Genomic DNA, 19175 nt, shown 5'->3' on the forward strand with positions numbered 1-19175 from the left:
GAGACGGAGAGCCGACCGCAGATGAGCACCACCGAAACCGTGCCGGAGCAGACGAAGCGCACCGGCGGCGATCTGGTCGTCGAGTCGCTGACGGCCCTGGGCGCGGACACCGTCTTCGGGCTGCCGGGTCAGCACGCGCTCGGGGTGTTCGACGCGCTGCGCCGCTCCGCGCTGCGCTATGTGGGTCTGCGGGTGGAGAACAACGCGGGCTTCGCCGCCGACGCGTACGCCAGGGCCACGCACGGGGTCGCGCCGCTGCTGGTCTCCACCGGCCCCGGCGCGCTGATGACGCTGCCCGCGCTCCAGGAGGCGGCGGCCGGCTCGGCGGCCGTCCTGGCCCTCGGCAGTCAGGTGCCGCTGGCCGGGATCGGCGGCGGCCGCCACGGCTATCTGCACGAACTCGGCGACCAGAGCGCCTCGTTCCGTGGCGTGGTCAAGTCCGTCCACACGGCGCGTACGGCCTCCCAGATCCCCTCCGCGGTGGCCGCCGCCTGGGAGTCGGCGCTGAGCGCCCCGCACGGGCCGGTGTGGCTGGAGATCCCGCAGGACGTGCTGCTGGCGGAGGTGGACGTCCCCGCGGTGACCGAACTGCATGCCGCCCCGGGGGAGTTGCCGCCCCGCCCCGAGCTGATCGCGGCCGCGGCGAGCCGGCTGACCGAGGCCCGGCGGCCGGTGATCCTGGCCGGTGGCGGAGTCGTCCGGGCCGGGGCCGAGGCGGAGCTGCTGGCGCTCGCCGAGCAGCTGCGGGCGCCGGTGGCCACCACCTTCGGGGGCAAGGGCGCCTTCCCCTGGGAGCACCCGCTCTCCCTCCGGTCCTGGCTGGAGGACCGCTACACCACGACCTTCCTGGAGGACGCGGACACCCTGCTGGTCGTCGGCTCGGGGCTGGGCGAACTCTCCTCGAACTACCACACCTTCCGGCCGCGGGGCCGGGTCGTGCAGATCGAGGCGGACCTCGGCAAGCTCGAAGCGAACCATGCCGCGCTGGGCATCCACGCGGACGCGCGGGCGGCGCTGGCCGCGCTGGGCAAGGAGGTCGGGGACCGCGCGCCACGCGGTGCCGGTCCCGCCGGGGCGCCCGCCCCCGAGGACGCCGTGTCCGACCTCCTGGGGCGCGTCCGCGGCCGGCTCTCCGGGCAGCAACTCGACCTGGAGCAGCAGCTCCTGGCCTCGGTGCGGGAGGCGCTGCCCGACGGCGCGGTCAGCTGCTGGGACATGACGATCCTCGCCTACTGGGCCTGGTCCGCCTTCGACCCGCGGGGCACCAACGCCCTGCACTCGGCACAGGGCGCCGGGGGGCTGGGCTACGGCTTCCCGGCGGCCCTGGGGGTGGCCGCCGCCCACCCGGCGCGACCGGTGCTGGCGGTCTCCGGCGACGGCGGCGCCATGTACTCGATCGCCGAACTCGCCACCGCCCGGCAGTACGACGCGCCGGTGACCTGGCTCATCGTGGACGACGGCGGCTACGGCATCCTGCGGGAGTACATGACCGACGCCTTCGGCGCGGCCACCGGCACCGAACTCACCCGCCCGGACTTCGTGGCACTTGCCGAGTCGTTCGGCGTCCCCGCGGTCCGTACGAGCCCGGAGCGGCTGCGCGCGGACCTGGCGGCGGCGCTCGCGGCCCCCGGCCCCTCGGTCGTCGTGCTCCCGGCGGTCCTGCGGATGTTCGCGCCGACACATCTGGACTCCTGACGACGCCCGGAGAGATGTTTCACCGCCTCACCGGGCGGGGAAGACGGTCTTACCGAACCAAACGGGCTGCCCATCCCTCCTCGGGGTGCGCAGCCCGTCGTGTTTTTGGTGAACTGCGGTCTGTCGTGGCGGTTTGTGGTGCCCCGGACAGGGATCGACGGACGTGTGCTGCTCCCCGCGCGGGGAGCGTGCCGGGTCCAGGGTGGCCCCCACCGAAGGGGTCCACATGAGTACCAGCGTTCAGTCACCGCAGCCGGCGCTGCTGGCGACACCCCTCCTCTCCGGCCAGGTGTCGCCGACCGCCGGGACGGGAGGGGTGAGCCGGGCGGCAGCCCCGGCGCAGCTCTTCCTGGCCGTCACCTCGATCCCCGTCGGCAACAACCCGGTCGGGGTGGCGATCGCCCCCAGCAGCGACCTCTACGTCGCCAACTCCGGATCGGCCAACGTGTCGGCGATCAACACCACCACGGACACCGTCATCGGCGGCCCGATCGGCGTCGGCGGTACGCCGGTCTGGCTGACGGTCGCCCCCAACGGCAACGCCTACGTCCCCAACAGCGGGTCGAACACCGTGTCGGTGATCAACACCGCCACCAACACCGTCGTCGGCGCCCCGATCGCCGTCGGCAACCAGCCGGCCGTGGTGGCGGCCGTCCCCGGTGGACGCGTCTACGTCACCAACTTCGCCGCGAACACCGTGACGGTGATCGACACCACCACCAACGCCGTCATCGGCGCCCCGATCGCCGTCGGCGCCCAGCCGGTCGGGGTCGCGGTCGCCCCCAACGGCAACGCCTACGTCACCAACCGGGGATCGAACACCGTGACGGTGATCAACACCGCCACCAACACCGTGATCGGCGCCCCGATCCCCGTCGGCGCCCAGCCGAACTTCGTGGCGATCGCCCCCAACGGCAACGCCTACGTCGCCAACATCGGGTCGAACACCGTGACGGTGATCAACACCATCAGCAACACCGTCGTCGGCGCCCCGATCGCCGTCGGCAACCAGCCGTGGGGAATCGCGGTCGGCGCCGACGGGATGGCCTACACGGCCAACCGGGCGGCGAACAACGTGACGGTGTTCGACACCGCCACCAACACCGTCGTCGGCGCCCCGATCCCCGTCGGCGCCGGACCGATCGCCGTGACGGTTGCCCCCAACAACAAGGTCTACGTCAGCAACATCAACGGGAACAACGTCAGCGTCATCCAATTCGACCCGACGGTGACCAGCATCAACCCCGCCCAAGGGCCCGTCGCGGGCGGCACGGTCGTGACGCTCACCGGCACCAACCTGACCGGTGCGAGCGTCACCGTCGGCGGCAACCCCGCCACCGGGGTCACCGTCAACGCCACCGGCACCCAGCTCACCTTCGTCACCCCGCCCGGGGCGGCCGGTCCGGCCACCGTCACCGTCACCACTCCTGGTGGCATGGCGTCCCTGGTGAACGGCTTCACCTACCTCCTCCCCGTCCACGCCACCACGCTGACCGCGACCCCGGCGCTGTCGAAGCTGTTCCCGCCGCACGTGTACTTCCCGTTCCTGACCGCGACGCTGACCGACCAGGTCACCGGCCTGCCGGTGCCCGGTCAGACCATCGTGTTCAGCGTCGGCGGCAACCTCATGGGCACCGCCGTCACCGACGCCCAAGGCGTCGCCCGGTTCAACGAGACGCTCATCCTGGTGTACATCCTCGCCAACGGCGGCTACGACGCCTCCTTCGCCGGAGGGACCACCCCGTCAGCCGTCCTGTCACCGTCCAGCGCGCACGCGGGAGTCATCGAACCCTGACCCCCCGTCCGGTCACCGGCCGGCCTTCGTGCGGCAGGGCGGGGCCCTATGCTCCGCCCGCCCCCACCCGCCCCTGGAGCAGCCGTGAGAGGGCCGCGTGGACGTCCTCGACCGAGCGGTCCGGCTGGAAGGACTGCCAGTCCAGGGCGGCCACCAGGACCATGCCGAGGAGGGCGGAGGCGGTCAGGGAGATGTCGAGTTCCGCGGAGAGTTCGCCGGTGGCCACGGCGTCGCGCAGCACGGACTCGACGACGGTCAGCGCCCGGCCGCGCACGGAGGTGAGGGTCGCGCGCCAGGTGCGGTTGGTGCGCCAGAGTTCGGCGACGTAGAGCTGCATCAGGGCGGGGGAGCCGGCGATGAAGTCCAGGCCGGCGCGGATCATGGCGTCCAGGGCGTCGACGCGGCTGCCGCCGGCGGCCACCGTGGCGTCGGCGGCCCGGCGCAGCGAGCCGGCGAGCAGGTCCATGCCGTCGCGCAGCAGCTCCTCGTAGAGGACGTTCTTGCTGGCGAAGTTGTAGTAGACGGTCCCCTTGGCGACACCGGCGCGGTCGGCGATCTCGTCGACGGTGGTGGCCGAGAAGCCCTGTTCGGCGATGAGGACCACGGCGGCGTCGAAGAGCCGGCGGCGCGTGGAGGCACGCCGGGGGGCCGGGGCGGCCCCCGGGGCGGTGCCGTCGCCGGCCTCGCCCCGGGAGACCGGGAGCACACTCACAGGCTGAGTTCCGGGTGCAGATCCTTCATCCGTACGACCTGCCGGCTGCGCGCCGCGAGGGCGGTCAGGGCCAGCGCGCCGAGGGTGAAGGCCACCAGGACGCCGCAGCCCTGCCAGACGATGCCGAGGTCACCGCCGGTGATCAGCCGGCGCAGGCCGTCGACCACGTAACTCATCGGCAGGAACGGGTGGATGGCACCGAAGAAGCCGGGGCTGGTCTGCACCGGGTAGGTGCCGCCCGCCGAGGTCAGCTGGAGCATCAGGACGACCAGGGTCAGCACCCGCCCGGCCGGTCCGAAGAACGCGCCCAGCAGCTGGATGATCGCGGTGAAGCAGGCCGTGGCCAGCAGCAGGAAGCCGACGGTGCCGGCCGAGCGGACCATCTCCAGGCCCAGGCCCCAGTGCAGGACGGCCATCAGGGCCAGCACCTGTACGACGCCGACGGCGTAGGCGGGCAGCCAGGAGCCGAGGGTGATCCGCCAGCCCGGGGCGCCCGCGGCCAGGGCCCGCTTGCTCAGCGCCGGGAGCAGCATGAACGCGACCATCGCGCCGACCCAGAGGGAGAGCGGGATGAAGTACGGCGCCAGGCCGGTGCCGTAGTTGGGCGCCTTGTGCATCGACTTGGCGGCCAGCTCGACCGGGTCGGCCATCACCTCGGTGCGGGCGTCGCGGTCCTTCTTGTTGTAGTCCGGGATCTTGGCGACACCGCTGTGCAGGCCGTCGGCCAGCTGGTTGGTGCCGTCCTTGAGCTTGAAGAGGCCGCCGGTGAGCTTGACGGCGCCCTCCTTGGCGTCACCGACGCCGCTGTGGACCTTGCCGGCGCCGTCGGCGACCTTGCCCGCGCCGTCGGCGAGGGTGCCGATGCCGTTCGCGAACAGCCCCGCGCCCTGGGAGACCTTGTGGGCACCGGCGTTGAGCTGGTTGATCTGACGGATCGCGGTGTCCGCGCGCTGCCCGATGCCCGGTGCCTGCTCGGCGACCATCACCGCGCCCTGGTGCACCTCGTGCAGCTTGCTGCGGAGCGGCCCGAAGTCCGCCCCGGCGACGGCGTCGTGGACCTTCTCCGCTGCGTCGGCGGCCACCTTGCTGCCGTCCGCGAGCGCCTTCAGCTTGGTGCAGTCGGGGTCGGTGTCCAGCAGCCCGCCGCAGCGGTCCTGATAGATCTCCGCGGCGTTGTCGGCGTTCTTGCGGGCCTGCGTGGCGGCCTTGGCGGAGTCGCCCGGCAGGGTGTCGAGGACGTCATCGATGGTCTCGGTGGCGTCGGCGACGAACTGCGCGCCCTGGCCGATCTCCTTGCCGTGCGCGCGGAGGTAGGGCAGGTCCTTCTTGGCGATGCCGTGCACCTTCTCGGCGAGCTGCTGGGTGCCGTCGGCGACCCGGCCCGCGCCCGCGCTGAGCTCATGGGCCTTGGCGACGGCCGTCGAGGCGCCCTTGCTCAGGTCACCGGCGCCCTGACTGACCTTGCCGGCGCCCTCGTTGAGCTTGCCGAGGCCGTCCGCGAGGTCACCGGAGCCCTTCTTGGCCGAGCCCACGCCCTTGTCGACCTTCCCGGCCCCGTCCGCCGCCTGGGCGGTCTTGTCGTGCAGATCGGAGAACGAGATGAAGATCTTGTCGAGCATGGCCCGCGCCGAGGTGGCCGAGGTCTTCGCGCGCACCTCGGAGAAGACCGTCTTGGAGATCGAGCCGACGACGTAGTTGTTGGCGTCGTTCGTACGGACCTGGAGCGCGCCGGTCTGCGGGGTGTCCCCGGAGCTGGAGGCGATCCGCTCGCTGAAGTCCTTCGGGACGGTCAGCGAGAGGTAGTACGTGCCGTTCTCGACGCCCTTGGCGGCGTCCGCGGAGCTGACGTCCTCCCAGTGGAACTTCTTGCTGTCCTTGAGGTTCTCGGACAGGTCGTCGCCCGCGGTGAACTTCTTGCCGCCGGTGGTGGCGCCCTGGTCCTCGTTGACGAGGGCCACCGGGATCTTGTCCAGGCGGCTGTAGGGGTCCCAGAAGGAGCACAGGTACAGGGCCCCGTAGAGCAGCGGGATCAGCATCAGGGCGACCAGGCCCAGACGGGGAAGCTTCCCCCTGCCGAAACGCTTGAGCTCAAGCGCGGCCAGTCTCGGCGAACGCATCCGCTGCTTCCTCCTCGTCGGTGTCGGTGTCGGTGTCGGTGTTGGTGTCGGTGCCTGCCGTGCCGGGTCCGTCGGTGGCCGGCGCCTCGGCGGCCGGTATGCCGGTCTTGTCGGCGGCGGCCGGGGCGGGTGTGGTGCGCACGAGCACGGCGTCCGCGGGGGCCTCGCTGCCGGCGGCCACGACGGTGGTGCCCGCCCGCGTCAGGTCCCGCAGCAGCTGCCAGGCCTCGGCGCGTTCCGCCGCCGACAGCTTGAGGTCGACATCGTCGACGGCCAGCAGCTGCGGGCCGTGCATGATCCCGAGGGCGACGGAGAGCCGCAGCGCCTCGATCCGCTCCAGGTCCCGCACGGCCGTCCCCAGGCCCTTGACGAGGGCGGCGGGGTCGAGCCCGACAGCCGCGAGCGCGGCGTCGATCCGGGCCCGGGTGGCTTCCTTCTGGCGCCTGCCCCAGGGGAGCGAGGCGCCCAGGCCCTGGAAGCGGTGGCCCAGCAGGGCCTGCTCCTTGAGGTGTTCGCCGACCGTGAGGGCCGGTTCGAGTTCGACGACGCCCGGCACATGGGCGATGGCGGTCCGGCTGCGCACCGTCCCCATGCGCTGGGGAAGCGGAAGTCCGGCGACCGTCGCCTCGCCCGCGGTGATCCGCATCCGGCCGGTGAGGGCCAGCAGCAGGCAGGTACGGCCGGAACCGGAAGAGCCCTGGACGGCGATCAGCGCGCCCGGCTCCGCGGAGATGTCGATGCCCCGGAACGCCCAACCCCGTGGGCCCTCCACTCCTATGCCCCTGGCGTCGACCGCCGCCCCCTGGCGGGTGGTGTTCACGAACACCCCTCCCCTTTGATCTGACTGGTCAGTCTAAAAGTGTGCCGTATCAGGGGCTCTTTGACCAATCGGGTGACGTGTCCGGCACCCGTCCACGCGCCGGTGGTCACTCGGTGCGGCGGATCCCGTGACCCGGACGGGGGATACGTCCTAGGGTGCCGTGCAGGCGGGGGCCTGATGATGTTCACGGTGATGTCCGTGCCGCGTGGACGACGCGGCACGGACGCGCCCGTACAACGGAGAACCATGGATCATTCGGCACAGCCCCCCGTTGACCGGCCGCCGCGGGACGAGGCGGAGCGGCGGCCCCGCGCTGCCCGCCGCCCGCGCAAGCTGGTCGCCCCGCTGCTCGCGGGAGCCCTGGTCGCGGTCCTCGCACCCGTATCGGCCTCGGCCTCGGCACCCGTCCGGGCGCCCGAAGGAGGCCCGTCCGCCGGCGGCGCCCAGGGGCCCTGTGTGCCGGGCGACGACAGCGCCGGCTGGACGTCCACGTCCACCAAGATCGACCCCAAGGACAGCTACCACGCCTACGTCGGCAACGGGTACCTCGGCGCACGGGTCGCGCCCAACGGCGCCGGCTACACCGCGCCCGGCGGCACCACCGGCTGGCCGCTGAAGACACCCGCCTACGACGGCGCGTTCGTCTCCGGGCTCTACGCCAAGGGCCCCAAGGACGTCCAGGGCCGGCAGGCCATCGCCGCGATCCCCACCTGGTCCACGCTCGATGTCGCCACCGGCGGGGCCCGCCCCGACACCTTCTCCTCGGCCACCGCACCCGGCCGGATCTCGCACTACCGCCAGACCCTCTCCCTGCGCTGCGGCTTCGTCCGTACCTCACTGACCTGGACGGCCGCCGACGGGCGCCGCACCGACCTGGTCTACGACGTGCTCGCCGACCGCAGCGACGCCCACACCGGCGCGGTCCGCCTGCGGATGACGCCCCACTGGAGCGGCGCGGCCACCGTCACCGACGGCCTCGACGGCCGCGGCGCCCGCCGGATGGCACCGTCCGGCGCCGGCGCGCAGAACGGCCGCACCATGGACGTCGGATTCCGCACGGACGGGACGAAGACCGACGGCGCGGTGGCCTCCACCCTGCGCACCGGGCCCGGGGTGCAGGCCCACCAGCCCCGCCAGGAGCCGCAGAAGGACAGACTGAGCAACCGCCAGCGGGTGTCCTTCCCGGTCCGCAGTGGCCGCTCCTACGAGCTGACCAAGTACGTCGGCGTGGACACCGCGCTCACCTCCCGCTCGCCGCGGGCCGCCGCCGACGCCGCCTCGCGCCGGGCCGCGGCCCGCGGCTGGGACGCCCTGTTCGCCCGGCACACCGCCGCCTGGCAGCGGATGTGGCGCAGCGACATCGAGGTCAAGGGGCAGCGCGAGATGCAGTCCTGGGTGCGCTCGGCGCAGTACGGACTGCTCTCCGCAACCCGCGCCGGCAGCGACAACAGCATCGGCCCCACCGGCCTGACCAGCGACAACTACGCCGGTGAGGTCTTCTGGGACGCCGAGACCTGGATGTACCCGGGCCTGCTGGCCACCCATCCCACGCTCGCCCGGTCCATCGTCGACTACCGCTACAAGACCCGCGCCGGGGCCCGCGCCAATGCCAAGAAGCTCGGCTACGACGGGCTGTTCTACCCCTGGACCAGCGGCAGCAAGGGCGATCTGTGGAACGAGTGCCACAGCTGGGACCCGCCGCACTGCAAGACCCAAAACCACCTCATGGGCGACATCTCCCTGGCCACCTGGCAGTACTACCTCGCCACCAAGGACACCGCCTGGCTGAGGTCCCGCGGCTGGCCGGTCCTCAAGGGCATCGCCGAATTCTGGGCCTCCCGGGTCACCCATAACGCCGACGGCAGCTACTCCGTCAAGAACGTCGCCGGTCCCGACGAGTACAGCAACGGCGTCAACGACGGGGTGTTCACCAACGCCGGCGCCGCCACCGCCCTGCGCAACGCCACCCGCGTCGCCACGATCCTCGGCGAGAAGGCACCGGCCTCCTGGAAGACCATCGCCGACAAGCTGCGGATCCCCTACGACAGCAAGAAGAAGATCTTCGAGCAGTACGCCGGGTACAAGGGCACCACCATCAAGCAGGCCGACACCGTGCTGCTGATGTACCCGCTGGAATGGCCCATGTCGCAGGCGCAGGCGGCCCGCACGCTGGACTTCTACGCCGGGCACACCGACCCGGACGGCCCGGCCATGACGGACTCCGTGCACGCCATCGACGCCGCCGCCATCGGCGAGCCCGGCTGCGCGACCTACACCTATCTGCAGCGGTCCATCAAGCCGTTCGTGCGCGGGCCGTTCAAGGAGTTCTCCGAGGCACGCGGCGACAAGGCCGGCGCCGACGACCCGCACGCCGGCAAGCCCGCCCAGGACTTCCTCACCGGCAAGGGCGGCTTCCTGCAGACCTTCACCAACGGGCTGACCGGGCTGCGGCTGCGGGAGAACGCGGTGCACCTCGACCCGATGCTGCCGCCGCAGCTGTCGCAGGGCGTCACCTTGCGCGCTCTGCACTGGCAGGGCCGGACCTATGACCTCGCCATCGGCGCCCACCAGACCACCGTGCGGCTGACCGCCGGGGCACCGATGCGGATCGAGACGCCCGAGGGCGACAAGATCGTCAGCCGCGGTGTGCCGGCCGTCCTGAAGACCCGCCGCCCGGACCGGGTGGCGACGTCGGACGCGGCCCGCTGCACCCCGGCCACGGCGACCTCGGAGGAGCCCGGCATGTACGCGGGCGCCGCCGTGGACGGCAACACCACCACCGCGTGGGTGCCCAACGCCGCCACCGGCACCCTCACCGTCGACCTCGGCCGGCCCACCCTCGTCGGACAGATCACCCCGCACTGGACCGCGACCCGCCCGAAGTCCTACCGGGTCCAGGTCTCCCGGGACGGAAAGCACTGGACGGGGACCGGGTACGCGGGCCGGAGCCCGGCGCGGTACGTCCGGGTCACCGTCGAGGGCGACCGGACCCCGGCGGCGGGCGGCAAGCCCAAGCCGCATCCGGGAATCACCGAGCTGGACGTGCGGCGCGTGAAGTAACCCGCCCGCCGCACCGGACGACGGCCCCGCCCCGCACCCGCCGGGACGGGGCCGTCGCGCCGCCGGCGCCGGCCCGCGCTCCTTCGCGCCCCCCGCCGGAATGCCGCCGGCAGATCACGGCGGGATGAAATCCGCCCCCGGCGGTGTTGGTGCCATGCGGTACGTGTCGAGGAGCGGGAGGCACCGGGTGACGGGGACGGACAGGCAACGAGTGGGCTGGGCGCGGCGGCTGATCCGCGACTGCTGGCAGTACAAGAGGGACGTGCTGCTCGCCCTGGGCTCCTCACTCGCCGGCATGGCGGTGCTGGCCCTGGTCCCGCTCGTCCCGAAGCTGATCATCGACGATGTCATCGTGCGGCACGCCCGCCCGCTCGGCCCCTGGGCCGGCCTGCTGGTCGTCGCCGCCGTCGTGGTCTACGTCCTCACCTACATACGCCGCTTCTACGGCGGCCGCCTCGCCCTGGACGCCCAGCACGACCTGCGGACCCGGATGTTCTCCGCGATCGGCCGGCTCGACGGCCGGCGGCAGGACGAGCTGAGCACCGGCCAGGTCGTCGGCCGCGCCACCAGCGACCTCCAGCTCATCCAGAGCCTGCTGTTCATGCTCCCGATGATGATCGGGAACGTCCTGCTGTTCGTGATCTCGCTGGTCGTCATGATGGTGCTGTCCCCGCTGCTCACCGTCGTCGCGCTGGCCGTCGCCCCCGCCCTGTGGTTCATCGCCCGGCGCAGCCGCGCCCGGCTGTTCCCCGCCACCTGGTACGCCCAGGGGCAGGCGGCCGCCGTGGCCGGTGTCGTGGACGGCGCGGTCTCCGGCGTCCGGGTCGTCAAGGGCTTCGGGCAGGAGGAGCAGGAGACCGGGAAGCTGCGCGAGGTCAGCCGCCGGCTGTTCGCCGGACGTCTGCGCACGGTCCGGTTCAACGCCCGCTACACCCCCGCGCTGCAGGCCGTCCCCGCCCTCGGCCAGGTCGCGATGCTGGCCCTCGGCGGCTGGATGGCCACCCAGGGCCAGGTCACCCTCGGCACCTTCGTCGCCTTCTCCACCTACCTCGCGCAGCTGGTCGGACCCGTGCGGATGCTGGCGATGATGCTGACCGTCGGCCAGCAGGCACGGGCCGGCGTGGAGCGGGTCTACGAGCTGATCGACACCGAGCCGGCCCTCCAGGAGCGGGCGGACGCCCACCCGCTGCCCGCCGACGCCCCCGCGACCGTCGCCTTCGAGGACGTCACGTTCGCCTACGCGCCGCCGCACCGCGAGGCCGGCGAGGAGCCCGCGGCCGCCGCCGGCCCGGTCCGCCCCGTCCTCGAAGGGTTCTCACTGCGCATCGAGGCCGGCGAGACCGTCGCCGTGGTCGGCACGTCCGGCAGCGGCAAGTCCACCGTCTCGCTGCTGCTGCCCCGCTTCTACGACGTCACCGCGGGCCGCGTCCTGATCGGCGGCCACGAGGTGCGCGAACTGACCCTGGAGTCGCTGCGGGCCGCCATCGGGCTGGTCCCCGAGACCAGCTTCCTGTTCTCCGACTCCGTACGCGACAACATCGCCTACGGCCACCCGGAGGCCACCGACGCACAGGTGCGCGCCGCGGCCCGCGCCGCCCGCGCCGACGGCTTCATCTCCGCGCTTCCCGACGGCTATGACACCAAGGTCGGCGAGCAGGGCCTGACGCTGTCCGGCGGCCAGCGCCAGCGCGTCGCCCTGGCCCGCGCCATCCTCACCGACCCCCGGCTGCTGGTCCTGGACGACGCCACCTCGGCGGTGGACGCCCGGGTCGAGCACGAGATCCACGAGGCGCTGCGCGGCGTCATGGCGGGCCGCACGACCCTGCTGATCGCCCACCGCGCCTCCACCCTGGCGCTCGCCGACCGGGTGGCCGTCCTCGACGGCGGGCGGCTGGTCGACATCGGCACCCAGGAGGAGCTGGAGAGCCGCTGCGCGCTCTACCGCAGGCTGCTGACCGACCCGGACGAGCTGGGCGACGTCGCGCACGACCCGGCGGGCGAAGCGGCGGGCGGCTTCGACGCCGAGTACGCCGAGTACGCCGAGTACGCCGCGGGCGCGCCGCGGGAGTGGACGCCGGAGGCCGCCGAGCCCGACGGGGAGCGGGACGCCGCCGGCACGATCACCCCCGAGCTGTGGGTCCGCCGCGAGCAGGAGGCCGAGGCGGGCGCGGCCGGGACGGCGGCCCGCGCGGCGGCCGGCGCCGGGCCCGGCATCGGCGGAGCCATGGCCGGGCTGACGGCGACGCCCGAGCTGCTCGCCCAGGTCGCCGCCCTGCCGCCGGCCACCGACACCCCCGAGGTCGACGAGGACCAAGCCCTGCGCCCCGAGCGCTCCTACGGCCTGCGCCGGCTGCTGCACGGCTTCGGCAGGCCGCTGGGGTGCGCGCTGGCGCTGGTCGCCGTGGACGCGGTCGCCGGGCTGCTGCTGCCGGTGCTGATCCGGCAGGGCATCGACGAGGGCGTGCGGCGCGGTGCGCTGATCGGCGTCTGGACGGCCGCCGTGGTCGCCCTGCTCGTGGTCCTCGCCCAGTGGGCGGCGCAGATCGGCGGCAACCGCATGACCGGACGCACCGGCGAACGGGTCCTCTACTCCCTCCGCCTCAAGATCTTCGCGCAGCTCCAGCGCCTCGGGCTCGACTACTACGAGCGCGAGCTGACCGGCAAGATCATGACCAGGATGACCACCGACGTCGACGCCCTGTCGACCTTCCTGCAGACCGGCCTGGTCACCGCCCTGGTCTCGGTGCTCACCTTCTTCGGCATCCTCGTCGCGCTGCTGGCCATCGACGTCCAGCTGGCCCTGGTCGTCTTCGCCACCCTCCCGCCGCTGATCATCGGCACGTACTTCTTCCGCAAGCAGAGCGTGAAGGCGTACGAGCTGGCCCGCGAGCGGATCAGCGTCGTCAACGGCGACCTCCAGGAGAGCGTCGCCGGACTGCGGATCGTCCAGGCGTTCCGGCGCGAGCGCAGCGGCGAGGAGCGGTTCGCGGCCCGCAGCGACGCCTACCGCCGGGCCCGGGTCCGCGGTCAGTTCCTGATCTCGGTCTACTTCCCGTTCGTCCAGCTGCTGTCGTCCGTGGCGGCCGCGCTGGTGCTGATCGTCGGCGCCGACCGGGTCGGTTCGCACACCCTGACGGCCGGTGCGCTGGTCGCCTACCTCCTCTACATCGACCTGTTCTTCGCCCCCGTCCAGCAGCTCTCCCAGGTCTTCGACGGCTACCAGCAGGCCTCCGTCTCGCTCGGCCGCATCCAGGAGCTGCTGCGCGAGCCGACCACCACCCCCGTCGCCGAGCGGCCCCGCGAGGTGCCCGCGCTGCGCGGCGACATCACCTTCGACGACGTCCACTTCCACTACGGCAGCGGCGAGGAACCGGCGCTGGCCGGCGTCGACCTCACCATCCCGGCCGGCCAGACCGTGGCCTTCGTCGGCGAGACCGGCGCCGGCAAGTCCACGCTGGTCAAGCTGGTCGCGCGGTTCTACGACCCGTCCGGGGGAGCCGTCCGGATCGACGGCACGGACCTGCGCGAGCTGGATCTGACGGGCTATCGCCGCCGCCTGGGCGTGGTCCCCCAGGAGTCCTACCTCTTCGCCGGCACCGTCCGTGACGCCATCGCCTACGGCCGCCCGGACGCCACCGACGCCGAGGTGGAGGCCGCCGCCCGGTCCGTCGGCGCCCATGCCATGATCGCCACCCTCGACGGCGGCTACCTCCACGAGGTCGCCGAGCGCGGCCGCAACCTCTCCGCCGGCCAGCGCCAGCTGCTGGCACTGGCCCGTGCCGAACTCGTCGACCCGGACGTGCTGTTGCTCGACGAGGCCACCGCGGCGCTGGACCTCGCCACCGAAGCGGTCGTCAACCAGGCCACCGACCGTCTGCGCACGCTCGACCCCGCCCGCACGGACGCGGGGCCGCCCGCCCGCCGGCGCACCACCCTCATCGTCGCCCACCGCCTGACCACCGCGGCCCGCGCGGACCGCGTGGTGGTGCTCGACCGCGGCCGGATAGCGGAGGACGGCACCCACGCCCAGCTCCTGGCCCACGACGGCCGCTACGCGGAGCTGTGGCGCACCTTCACGGGCGAGGAGGAGGAACTCGCGGCCTGAGACGGCGGGGCCGGGATCCGGGTCCGAGGTCCGGGTCTGAGAGCCCGGGGGCTGAGGGCCGTGGGGCTGAGGGCCCGCCCGGTCGCTCCGCCCGGCCGTCCGCCGTCCGCCCCCGCGGCCGTTCGGAAGATCCACCGGATGGCTCCGAGGGCTGGTGGCACCCGCACCGCGCCGATAGGTTCAGCCCGACCTTTGCTATCCCAAGGGGAGGGTGCATGCGCAAGGCCACCAGATGGCTGCTGTCACTCGCCGTGCTCATAGGCACGGCGGGCGCCGGCAGCGTGTCGGCAGGAGCGGCCACCGCCGCCGAGCCGAAGACCGAGGACATCAAGGACCGGATCCTGGCGATCCCGGGCATGAGCCTCATCGAAGAGAAGCCGGTCGACGGCTACCGCTACTTCGTCCTGAACTACACCCAGCCGATTGACCACCGGCATCCGTCCAAGGGGACGTTCCAGCAGCGGCTGACCCTGCTGCACAAGTCGGTCGACCGCCCGACGGTGTTCTTCACCTCCGGCTACAACGTCAGCACCACGCCGTCCCGCAGCGAACCCACCAAGATCATCGACGGCAATCAAGTCTCCCTGGAGTACCGCTACTTCACCCCGTCGCGGCCCACTCCCACGGACTGGAAGAAGCTGAACATCCGGCAGGCCGCCGATGACCAGCACCGCATCTTCCAGGCCCTGCACCGCATCTACGGCAAGAACTGGATCGACACCGGCGGCAGCAAGGGCGGCATGACCGCCACCTACTACCGCCGCTTCTTCCCGCACGACATGAACGGCACCGTCGCCTACGTCGCGCCCAACGACGTACGCAACGACGAGGACTCCGCCTACGACCGGTTCTTCAAGACCGTCGGGACGGCGCAGTGCCGCGCCGACCTCGCCGCCATCGAGCGCGAGGCCCTGGTGCGCCGCAAGGAGATGGTCGGCCGCTTCCAGACCTGGGCCGACAAGAAGAAGCAGACCTTCAAGACCGTCGGCGGTGCCGACCGGGCCTATGAAGTCATGGTCACGGACCTGGTGTTCGGGTTCTGGCAGTACCAGCCGGCCGAGACCGCCTGCGCCGAGGTCCCCAAGCCGACCGTCTCCACCGACGGGCTGTGGGCGTGGATGGACAAGGTCGGCGGCTTCGACAGCTACACCGACCAGGGCATGGAGCCGTACACGCCGTACTACTACCAGGCAGGCACCCAGCTGGGTGAGCCCGGCTACGCCTACCCGAACCTCGCCGGCCTGCTGAAGTACCCCGGGATCAACAACTCGCGGTCGTTCGTGCCCAAGGACATCCCGATGCACTTCGACAAGCGCGCGATGCCCGACGTCGATCACTGGGTGCGCCACCACGCGAACCGGATGATGTTCGTCAACGGGCAGTACGACCCGTGGAGTTCGGAGCACTTCGAGCTCGGCAGGGGCGCCCGGAACTCGTACGTCTTCACCGTGCCCGGCGGCAACCACGGCTCGAACATCGCCAAGCTGAAGGACGCCGACCGCACCAAGGCCACCGCCGAGCTTCTCGACTGGGCCGGTGTCCAGGCCCCGAGCGGCACGGCCGCGCCGCTGGCGCCGTACAACAAGCAGCTGGACAAGCAGGAGATCCGGCGGATGCCGCTGCTGCGGCCGTAAGGCCGTAAGGCCGTAAGGCCGTAGGTCTGTGCGTCGTCGGCCGCCGGCCGCCGCCGGTTGCCGGCAGCGGACGCGGCGCGCCCTCCCCGGGGACGGGAGGGCGCGCCGTGTCCGTGTCGACTGCCGTGCGTCAGTACGACAGACCGTGCCCGATCCGGTAGAGCGCCGTGGTCGGGGTGTCGGCGCGCATTATCGCGACGGGCAGCTTGCCCGCCGGGTCCCGCCGGCCGGCGATCACCCGGGCCGCCGCCCGCAGTTCCACATCCGTCCAGGAGTAGCTCGCCAGCGCCGCCTTCACCCCGGGCAGCTGGGCGATGTCATACGGATTGCGGACCGCCAGCTGCACCACCGGTTTGCCCGTGGCCAGCAGCGCGGCGACCAGCTGCCGCTGGGAGGAGTCCGCGGTCACGTTGTAGGTGGCCACCACCACCGCGTCCCGCGCGGCGAGCGCCGCCACCGCCTCGTCGATCTGCCGGCGGCCCGGCGTCAGGCCCGTGGACAGCGCGGTGGCGGTGAACCCCAGCTCCGTGAACGCCTTGGCCAAGGCCGTGGTGGGCGGGCCGCCGGTGCCGGTCGGCGCGGCCGCGTCGAAGCCCACCACCAGCACCCTGCGCTCCCGCCGTCGGGACAGCGGCAGGATCCCGGCGTCGTTGCGCAGCAGGGTGGTGGTGCGGTCCGCGATCCGGTCCGCGGCGGCGAGATGGCTGCGGATGCCGACGACCCGGTCCACCGCCCGGTGGGTGGTGTAGGGGTGCGTGAAGAGCCCGCGCCGCTCCTTGAGCAGCAGGATGCGCATCAGCTTCGTGTCGAGGTCCCGCTCGGTCAGCTCGCCGTCCGCGAGCGCCCTGAGCACGGCGGCGTGGGCGAGCGACAGGTCCGGGGGGTTCAGCAGCTGGTCGACACCGGCCTTGAGGGCGAGCACCGGCACCCGGGCGTCCCCGTACTTCACCCGTACGCCCTCCATGCCGAGGGAGTCGGTCACCACCACACCGTCGTAGCCGAGGCGTTCGCGCAGGATGCCGGTGAGGATCGGCCGGGAGAGGGTGGCCGGGTCCTCGCTCTTGTCGAAGGCGGGCACGACGATGTGCGCCGTCATGATCGAATCGATGCCGGCGGCGATCGCGGCCTTGAACGGCGGCGCGTCCAGGCGCTCCCACTCCTCGGCCGTGTGGTGGATGTACGGCAGCCCGACATGGCTGTCGGTGTCCGTGTCGCCGTGCCCGGGGAAGTGCTTGGCGCAGGAGGCGATCCCGGCGCCCTGATAGCCCTTGACCTCGGCGGCGACCATCCGGGCCACGGCCTGCGGGTCCGCCCCGAAGGACCGCACGCCGATGACGGGGTTGGCGGGGTTGACGTTGACATCGGCGTCCGGCGCGTAGTCCTGCCGGATGCCCATGGCCAGCAGCTCCTGGCCGGCGATCGTGGCCGCCGTGCCGGCATCCTCGCGGGAGCCGCCCGCGCCCAGCGCCATCGCCCCGGGGAACAGCGTGGCGGGCGCGCCGACACGGGCCACTATGCCGTGTTCCTGGTCGGTGGAGATCAGCACCGGCACGGGCACGCGCTGGGCGGCGGCGGCCTTCTGGATGCCGTTGGACAGGTCGGCGATCTGATGCGGCTCACGGGTGTTGTGCGCCCAGCCGAAGTAGATGATGCCGCCGACGTGGTACTTGGCGATCAGCTCCGCGGCGTTGGCGACCCCGATCTCCTTCTGGTTCGCGGCGACGTCGGCCGGGTCCGGGTCGGTGGCGGAATGCCCGTAGACCCGCATGACGAAGAGCTGGCCGACCTTTTCCTCCGGAGTCATACGGGAGATCAGGCGGCGCAGCCGGGCCCGGGTGGCGGGGGAGGGGGGCCGGTGCCCGCGGGGGGCGGTCGCCGCGGCGTGCGCGGGGGCGGCCACCCCCGTCGGGCACGCGGCGGCGGCCGCGGCGGCAGCGGTGGTCAGGACGGTACGTCTGGAGTGCATCTGCGCTCCTTCCGGAGGGCTTCCTCGGCTCTGTGAAGGAAACTTCCAAGGAGACACGGATAGCCGGAAAACTATTGTCGGTCAATGACTCCTTCCGTGGTGGCGCCCAGGGATTGCGGGGCGGCCGGGGATGTGTGATGGGGCCTCAGGGGAGAGGGGGAGCGGAGGGGCGCCGCTCCCCCTTGCGGCCGGGCGGGGTCAGGAGCCGGCGGTGGGCCCCGGACAGCAGCCGCTGGAGGTGCGCGCGGCCCGGGGCCAGCAGGCCGGACAGGTCCGCCGCCTGCGGGAACCAGCGCTTCTCGTATTCCCAGCAGAGCCAGCCGCCCGCCCCCTGGTCGTAGCTGCCCTCGGCGGCCGGCACCGGACCGTGGGCGTCCTCGGGGTCCCGGGCGAGGGTGTCCAGGACGGCAGCCAGCGGCAGGGTGCCGGCGCCGAGCGGGAGCGGGGTGCGGTCCTCGGCCGAGGCGACGTCCTTGACCTGCACATAGCCCAGATGCGGGGCGAGCGCGGCATGGGTGTCGACGGGCTCCTCGCCGCCGAGCCAGCTGTGCAGCACGTCCCAGACCGCACCGATCTGACGGTGCCCCACGGGACCCAGCACGCGTGCGGCGTCCGCGCCCGTGCGGTGGGAGTCATGGGTCTCCAGCAGGACCCGGACGCCCCGCTCGGTGGCGAGCGGGGCCACCGCGGCGAGCCGGCGGGCGGCGTCCGCGTCCGCCTCGGCCGCCGGGCGGTCACCGCCGCCGGGGAAGACCCGGACATAGGGCGCCCCCAGATCGGCCGCCAGCAGCACCAGTTCGCTCAGCTCCTGCGCCAGTTCCTTCTCGCCCGCCGTGTCCCGGGCGGCGGCGACCCCGGCGTATCCGGCCACCGCCAGGACCTCGACCCCGGCGTCGGCGAACCGGCCGCGCACCGCGGCGCGTTCCCGCGTCCCGATCAGCGGATGCACCGGCTCCTCCGGATGGGCCCGCAGTTCCACCCCCTGGTACCCGGTGTCGACCGCCAGCCTGAGCACCTCCGCCACCGGCATCCCCGGCACACCGAGGGTCGAGAACGCGAAGCGCATCGCCGGAGTGGAGTCGTTCGTGCCGCCCGTACCGTCCGTACCGTCCGTACCGTCCGTGGCGCCCGTGTTGACCATGCCTGCGCTCCTCCTGGTTGCTGGTGTTCTCCCCGTCCTTCCCCGTGTTCCGTGGTCCGTGCCCGCATTGCGCCGGGTGAGTCGTCCGGCGCGGCATGTGCCGGACGTGCACCATGTGCACCACGTGCGG

Annotated in this window: 10 protein-coding genes; 5 read left to right on the plus strand and 5 right to left on the minus strand. The window is 72.7% G+C overall.

The genetic code is table 11. From position 1 onward, the window contains the following. Nucleotides 1–21 precede the first annotated feature (21 nt). Together OIU81_RS23645 and OIU81_RS23650 are read left to right on the plus strand one after the other, a co-directional pair. Nucleotides 22–1695: a thiamine pyrophosphate-binding protein gene (locus tag OIU81_RS23645; protein WP_329151033.1), complete on the plus strand. Its 1674-nt coding sequence runs from the start codon at nucleotides 22–24 to the stop codon at nucleotides 1693–1695. Between the two features lie 226 nt (nucleotides 1696–1921). After that, nucleotides 1922–3490: a YncE family protein gene (locus OIU81_RS23650; RefSeq protein WP_329151035.1), complete on the plus strand. Its 1569-nt coding sequence runs from the start codon at nucleotides 1922–1924 to the stop codon at nucleotides 3488–3490. Between the two features lie 46 nt (nucleotides 3491–3536). On the opposite strand, the gene OIU81_RS23655 is transcribed toward OIU81_RS23650, so the two are convergent. From OIU81_RS23655 to OIU81_RS23665, 3 genes are read right to left on the minus strand one after another with little or no spacing between them, the layout of a single operon-like run. Then, nucleotides 3537–4202 carry a TetR/AcrR family transcriptional regulator gene (locus OIU81_RS23655; RefSeq protein WP_329151037.1) on the minus strand — a complete coding sequence of 222 codons (666 nt, stop codon included), beginning with the start codon at nucleotides 4200–4202 and terminating at the stop codon, nucleotides 3537–3539. Next, nucleotides 4199–6319: a YhgE/Pip domain-containing protein gene (locus OIU81_RS23660; protein ID WP_329151039.1), complete on the minus strand. Its 2121-nt coding sequence runs from the start codon at nucleotides 6317–6319 to the stop codon at nucleotides 4199–4201. The genes OIU81_RS23655 and OIU81_RS23660 overlap by 4 nt, the downstream gene beginning before the upstream one ends. After that, nucleotides 6291–7139 carry an ATP-binding cassette domain-containing protein gene (locus tag OIU81_RS23665; RefSeq protein WP_329151041.1) on the minus strand — a complete coding sequence of 283 codons (849 nt, stop codon included), beginning with the start codon at nucleotides 7137–7139 and terminating at the stop codon, nucleotides 6291–6293. Before OIU81_RS23665 ends, OIU81_RS23660 begins: the two co-directional genes overlap by 29 nt. A 246-nt stretch (nucleotides 7140–7385) precedes the next feature. Between OIU81_RS23665 and OIU81_RS23670 the strand changes: the two genes are divergently transcribed. The 3 genes from OIU81_RS23670 to OIU81_RS23680 all read left to right on the plus strand — a co-directional run bounded on the left by OIU81_RS23670 (nucleotide 7386) and on the right by OIU81_RS23680 (nucleotide 15938). Next, nucleotides 7386–10199, plus strand: coding sequence for a discoidin domain-containing protein (locus OIU81_RS23670; RefSeq protein WP_329151043.1), 2814 nt, complete (start codon nucleotides 7386–7388; stop codon nucleotides 10197–10199). Between the two features lie 154 nt (nucleotides 10200–10353). After that, the gene (locus OIU81_RS23675; RefSeq protein WP_329151045.1) at nucleotides 10354–14304 is read left to right on the plus strand and encodes an ABC transporter ATP-binding protein; all 3951 of its coding nucleotides are present in this window, start codon (nucleotides 10354–10356) and stop codon (nucleotides 14302–14304) included. Nucleotides 14305–14519: 215 nt separating this feature from the next. Continuing rightward, nucleotides 14520–15938, plus strand: coding sequence for a S28 family serine protease (locus OIU81_RS23680; protein ID WP_329151047.1), 1419 nt, complete (start codon nucleotides 14520–14522; stop codon nucleotides 15936–15938). Nucleotides 15939–16068: 130 nt separating this feature from the next. Here the strand turns inward: OIU81_RS23680 and OIU81_RS23685 are convergent, their stop codons facing one another. Next, the gene (locus tag OIU81_RS23685) at nucleotides 16069–17904 is read right to left on the minus strand and encodes a glycoside hydrolase family 3 protein (protein WP_329151050.1); all 1836 of its coding nucleotides are present in this window, start codon (nucleotides 17902–17904) and stop codon (nucleotides 16069–16071) included. Nucleotides 17905–18049: 145 nt separating this feature from the next. After that, nucleotides 18050–18970 (minus strand): sugar phosphate isomerase/epimerase family protein, encoded by a 921-nt coding sequence (locus OIU81_RS23690; protein ID WP_329155317.1) that lies wholly within the window; start codon nucleotides 18968–18970, stop codon nucleotides 18050–18052. Between the last annotated feature and the right edge of the window lie 205 nt (nucleotides 18971–19175).

This window comes from Streptomyces sp. NBC_01454 (assembly GCF_036227565.1).
Taxonomy (GTDB): domain Bacteria; phylum Actinomycetota; class Actinomycetes; order Streptomycetales; family Streptomycetaceae; genus Streptomyces.

Excerpts from the sequence above, each read along its gene's own strand:
- OIU81_RS23645 (WP_329151033.1), top strand. The coding sequence starts at position 22 with ATGAGCACCACCGAAACCGTGCCGGAGCAGACGAAGCGCACCGGCGGC.
- OIU81_RS23650 (WP_329151035.1), top strand. The coding sequence starts at position 1,922 with ATGAGTACCAGCGTTCAGTCACCGCAGCCGGCGCTGCTGGCGACACCC.
- OIU81_RS23660 (WP_329151039.1), bottom strand. The coding sequence starts at position 6,319 with ATGCGTTCGCCGAGACTGGCCGCGCTTGAGCTCAAGCGTTTCGGCAGG.
- OIU81_RS23670 (WP_329151043.1), top strand. The coding sequence starts at position 7,386 with ATGGATCATTCGGCACAGCCCCCCGTTGACCGGCCGCCGCGGGACGAG.
- OIU81_RS23675 (WP_329151045.1), top strand. The coding sequence starts at position 10,354 with ATGCGGTACGTGTCGAGGAGCGGGAGGCACCGGGTGACGGGGACGGAC.
- OIU81_RS23680 (WP_329151047.1), top strand. The coding sequence starts at position 14,520 with ATGCGCAAGGCCACCAGATGGCTGCTGTCACTCGCCGTGCTCATAGGC.
- OIU81_RS23685 (WP_329151050.1), bottom strand. The coding sequence starts at position 17,904 with ATGCACTCCAGACGTACCGTCCTGACCACCGCTGCCGCCGCGGCCGCC.
- OIU81_RS23690 (WP_329155317.1), bottom strand. The coding sequence starts at position 18,970 with ATGCGCTTCGCGTTCTCGACCCTCGGTGTGCCGGGGATGCCGGTGGCG.